Source organism: Corynebacterium sp. HMSC064E07, from assembly GCF_001815745.1.
GTDB classification, from domain to species: Bacteria; Actinomycetota; Actinomycetes; order Mycobacteriales; family Mycobacteriaceae; genus Corynebacterium; species Corynebacterium jeikeium_D.
The window spans coordinates 1-2,384 of the sequence record NZ_KV821801.1; the positions used below are offsets into that span (position 1 = coordinate 1).

General features: G+C 53.8%; 1 protein-coding gene. It reads right to left on the reverse strand.

The features are described from left to right. Positions 1-506: 506 nt before the first annotated feature. Positions 507-1,955 carry a nucleobase:cation symporter-2 family protein gene (locus tag HMPREF3053_RS01360; RefSeq protein WP_049189566.1) on the reverse strand — a complete coding sequence of 483 codons (1,449 nt, stop codon included), beginning with the start codon at positions 1,953-1,955 and terminating at the stop codon, positions 507-509. Between the last annotated feature and the right edge of the window lie 429 nt (positions 1,956-2,384).

Consider the following 2,384-nt stretch of genomic DNA (forward strand, 5'->3'; position numbering starts at 1 on the left):
TCGTGGTTGCCTTGCCCCTTGTGTGGGGTTGGGGGCTGCGGCCCACTTTTGTACCTACGGGTAAACAACATTTAATCGACAAATGTCGTGGCTTATATCTCGGGGTAGCTACCGATTTGGCTTAATTGCGGGTACTTAGAAGGGTCCGATGCGCAGTACACCGGTCGGAGGCTCCTCGAATTCTGGCACTGAGCTTGTTGGCATGTCCGATTCAGTTATTGCACTTCTGTGTTTACCACAGCCACTCATCCCGACATGCAGATACCGCGCTTCAATGGGGCTTTACTGCCAAGCTGTCCAAATAGGGATCCATACGCTTATTTGGAATTCGTCCTGATTCTTAAGGCCCTACCTACGAGACAACGCGGCGCCATCCAAGGTCGCGCCAAAAGGAAATCCCGTATGGGCGAGGTATTGCCTGCGCCCATACGGGAATGTGTTGTATTTAATTACGCCAGCGCGGTCTGGGATTGAGCTATCCAGCCACGCTAATCAAAGTACCGAAGTTAGTTATTACTGCTTGGCTTAGCGGGCGGGACGTCGCCGTAGCCGTCGTGGTCCTTATCTTCAGAGTTGATACCTCCGCGGAAGGTGTCGTGAGCGCTCGGAGTAACTGCGTGCGGTGCACGGTCGGCGGTGTTGAACAAAAGGTTCAAGATAATAGCTGCGACGGAACCTACGCAGATTCCTGAGGCCATAAACGTTTGTGCCCATGCCGGCAGTCCGGAGAATAGTTCGGGCGATACAGCCGGAAGCAATGCCAGTGCCAACGGAATACCAACCACGATCACGTTGGATTCAGTGAACTTAACCTTGGATAGGGTGCGGACGCCGGATGCTGCGACCATGCCGAACAAGGCGATACCGGCACCTCCCAAAACTGGAGCCGGGATAGCAGCAACGAGAGCGGCCGTCTTTGGAATCAGTCCCAGAATCAGCAGCATTCCGCCTGCAGCTGCGGTAACCCATCGGGATCGCACGCCCGTGATGGACAGGACGCCGATGTTCTGGGCAAACGCCGTGTATTCGAAGGTATTGAAAATACCGCCGATCACGGTCGCAGCACCGTCGGCACGCAGTGTGTCGGCAATACGGCGATTATCAATCTCGGTCTCGGTAATCTCACCGATTGCAAGCACATCTCCAGTCGCCTCGACCATAGTCACAAGCGAGACAATGCACATGGCAAATACAGCCGAGAAGACAAACTCAGGCATGCCGAAGTAGAACGGATGTGTCAGCCCAAAGATTGGTGAGTCCTTAGTCCCAGACCAATCCACCATTCCCAATGGAATGCACAGCAGCAACCCAGAAATCATGCCCACTAGAACGGCGATTCGGGCGAGCCATTCCGGTGCCCAACGCTCAATACTGAGAATCAAGACCAACACAAACACAGCTACTGCCAAGTTTTGGGGCGTGCCGAAATCAGGAGTGTCCTTGACTTCAGCACCGCCACCAACCCAGTCAGCTGCGACTGGCATAAGCGTCGTACCGATAATCAATAGCACCGTGCCAGTGACCAACGGCGGAAATAGACGTAGAAGCGATGCAAAAAGCGGTGCAAAGAGCATCATGAAAATGCCCGATGCAATCACCGAACCGTAGATTGCGGGCACGCCGTATTGCGATCCGATAGTGACCATCGGAATGGCGGCAGAGAAGGTACAGCCCTGAATCAGTGGTAACCGCACACCAAATCGCCAAATACCCACCGACTGCACGATGGTGGCGATGCCGGCAACAAACAGGTCCGCGGCAATTAGGTGCGGAATATCGGATGGGGACATACGCCCGGCATCCACAAGTGCCCAGCCCACGAAAAGCGGGACTGCCACCGCGCCTGCATACGCGGCGAGCACATGTTGAAAGCCGAGTACAAGCAATTTCACATGGCCCGGATACTCATCGACCGGATGGACCGGCCGGGCATCGGTCTTCGTTGATGTAGTCACAGTTCGACTTTAGTTCCCTAGCCCAGCTTTTCCTCACTGGAGCTTTCTATTGGGGTGGTTTCGCTCCATCTCGCTTTACGACGAAGGCCTCGAGACTTGTCACTTTGCTGAGATAACTCGTGAGTGTGCGTAAGAAGCCGGTGAACGAACGCATTGCCGAACAGCTTTAAGTGAAACTCTAGGGTTATGGTCTTCTATTAGCTCGAAAGTACCCAAGAAAGTCATTGTGACCTGGGGGTTCGCTTTATGTGTGAAGTGTGTGTAATGTATCCGGGGTCAGCGCGACAGGGCGATGTGATTGCTTGTTGTGGTGATGTGGGGGAGAGTTTACTTTGTATTCACGGTCGGTTTGACTTGTGTTTGCAGTGAAGGTAGAGTCTTCTTCTGCTGCTCATGTGGTGGTTGCCCTGGTTGGGGTGGTTGTCTTCG